Source organism: Haladaptatus sp. W1, from assembly GCF_001723155.1.
GTDB classification, from domain to species: Archaea; Halobacteriota; Halobacteria; order Halobacteriales; family Haladaptataceae; genus Haladaptatus; species Haladaptatus paucihalophilus.
The window spans coordinates 1-2,398 of sequence record NZ_MEIH01000206.1 but is presented as its reverse complement, the minus strand read 5'-3'; the positions used below and the strand labels follow the sequence as shown (position 1 = coordinate 2,398).

General features: G+C 59.3%; 2 protein-coding genes and 1 pseudogene. 2 read left to right on the top strand and 1 reads right to left on the bottom strand.

All coding sequences use genetic code 11. The annotated features are described in order from the left end of the window. The coding region (locus BG842_RS09975; protein WP_254663035.1) for a PEP-utilizing enzyme at positions 1 to 822 on the top strand (822 nt) is incomplete at its 5' end. A gap of 148 nt (positions 823 to 970) precedes the next feature. On the opposite strand, the gene BG842_RS09970 is transcribed toward BG842_RS09975, so the two are convergent. After that, on the bottom strand, positions 971 to 1,942 hold the full coding sequence (locus BG842_RS09970) for a TrmB family transcriptional regulator (protein WP_254663034.1): 972 nt from the start codon (positions 1,940 to 1,942) through the stop codon (positions 971 to 973). Positions 1,943 to 2,085: 143 nt separating this feature from the next. Between BG842_RS09970 and BG842_RS09965 the strand changes: the two are divergent. Beyond that, positions 2,086 to 2,398, top strand: a pseudogene (locus BG842_RS09965) (ABC transporter substrate-binding protein); the annotation flags it as partial.

Genomic DNA, 2,398 nt, shown 5'->3' with positions numbered 1-2,398 from the left:
CCCTCCGTGCTACTCGCCATCGTTCAATCGACGGTCAATTCCAGTGAAAAGCGTGACCACCGCGACCACTTCAGAGAATTGGAACGGGAGGCAAATGCGGCGGCTCAACGCCTCGAACGACGGGCCGGTCAGCGATTCCTCGGTTCGTTCCGCTCACGGCTGGTGCAGCAACTCATCCGTACGTATCGCGGTGGCATCCAAACCAGGGAGTATCCAAAATACGGTGTGGCCTACTTTCTGACGGCGTGGCACGAAGTGGTACGGGATGCGGGCCAGATGCTGGCTTCGAACGGAGCGCTATCTACCCCCGAGGATGTGTGGTTTCTTCGGAAGGAGGAACTACTCGGCTTGATCGACGGTGAATCCGTCGACGTCGATGTCGCCGCCCGACGCGCCGAGTTTCGACGTCACGCCTCGATGGACGCACCGCCTGTGTTGACGAGCCAGGGTGAAGCCCTGAGAGGCGAGGTTACACGCGAGGAGGTTCCAGAAGGAGCGCTCGTCGGAACTGGTGTTTCGGACGGTGCCGTCGAAGGAGTCGCTACGGTCGTTCGGAATCCCAGTGACGAGACGATCGAAAAGGGTGAGATTCTCGTCGCACCATCTTCCGACCCCGGTTGGACGCCCCTCTTTCTGAATGCAGCGGGCGTCGTCGTGGAGGTGGGTGGGCAGATGAGTCACGGCTCCCTCGTTGCACGAGAATACGGGATTCCGGCGGTCGTCTCCGTCCGTAACGCAACCCAGAAAATACGGTCGGGGCAGCGGATTCGTGTCGATGGAACGAACGGGATTGTCGAACTAGTAGAAAAGCAGTCGGAGTGATAGTACCACAGACCCGCCGTTCGCCCTTTCATTCTACCGACATCCCGCACGACGAGGAGCACTCGCCGTCGTCGCCGGGAAAGACACCATCAGACGCGCAGGGATTCTGTTCACTACCCACCCTACCGCTGACGATGCACCGTCGCAGTCATCGACGCAGTATTCTCGCGTCCCGGAGGTCACCGTTGGCGTACAGTACGTCCGTGATTTCCCCGGTGAGCGCTACGACGTTTCGTTTCCCTCTCTCCCGGCCTCTAGCCGTCGCGGTGATGGTCGCACCCTCCTTGAGGAGCGGCGCGATGTCTCGAATACAGCGCCGGATGTTCACGTACTCGGCGGGAAGCGTCTCGCTGTGGTTCGTGTGGACGATGGGCCACGATTCCCAAAGTGCGGCCTCGAAATACCAGTGAAAGACGTACGAGAGCGTCTCGTCTTCGAACACCGCACCGTACCGCTCCATCGGGTCGGTGTGCGGTGCAAAGCAGGTTATTTTCCGGTCCACGAGGGCGAGGAACGGCGCGGGAAGGTGGCGGTGACGCGCTTCCGTGACGACGCCGTCTAACTCCTCGTCGGTCGGGAGATCCGTCGGTTGTTCGTGGCTCGTGTTGAGCGACACGGAGACGAAGACATCGTTCTCGTAGCAAGTTTCGAGGGCGGGGGCGAGTTCCTCATACTGTTCGGGCGTCACCGACAGTTGCACCTGATTGGTGGCGTTTCGTATCGCTTCCTCGGCCCGTTCGATGACCGTCTCGACCCGCTTGAGGACGCTGATTCGATGGCCGCCTACGCCAGCCTGCTGCCACCGCTTTCGAATCTCGGTGGCCGTGTTCGTGAGGGTTTCCGCCCGCGATTGGAGGTTCTGGAGTACGTCCGTCGGCTCGCTGGCCCGCGCACGCAGCGCGTCCTGTTTGTATGTCTCCACGTAGCCGTCCTCCTCCAAGTCCCGAAGTACGTCGTAAATCCGTGACCGCGGAACATCCGCCTGTTCAGCGAGAGACGTCGCGGACGCGCTCCCGAGGGAGAGGAGGGTAACGTACGCATCGATTTGATACGTCGAAAGTCCGGCCTCTCGGAGTCCGTCGCGAAGTTCGTCGATGTCCATCTGTGTATTGCTTGCCATCCTATCAAGTTGAATCTTCTAACCGAATTTCTGAATTGTGCCTCGTACCGACCATGCGAATTCTCATATTCACTCCTGTATCAAATCTATGGGCAAGATTTATATATGTCTTATTCTTCATGGTTGAGTAGGAAAGAATACCTATGACAGGCGACTACAAACACGGGGAAAAAACGCGGCGTACGGTGCTAAAATCACTCGGCGGGGCGGCTGGCGTAACGGCGCTCGCCGGTTGTCTCGGCAGTCTCGGCGGCAGTGGTAGTGACAGCGAATCCAAGGACATCACTTTCTGGACGAGCAACGTGGAAAACGACCGCAAGAAGGTCATCAACGGCGTCCTCGACTCGTTCGAATCGAACCACGAAGCGAAGGTCACGATGAACGCGGTCAAGGAAGACGACCTGCCGACCCGGATTTCGTCAGCCCGCGCATCCGACACGCTTCCGACCGTCGCGG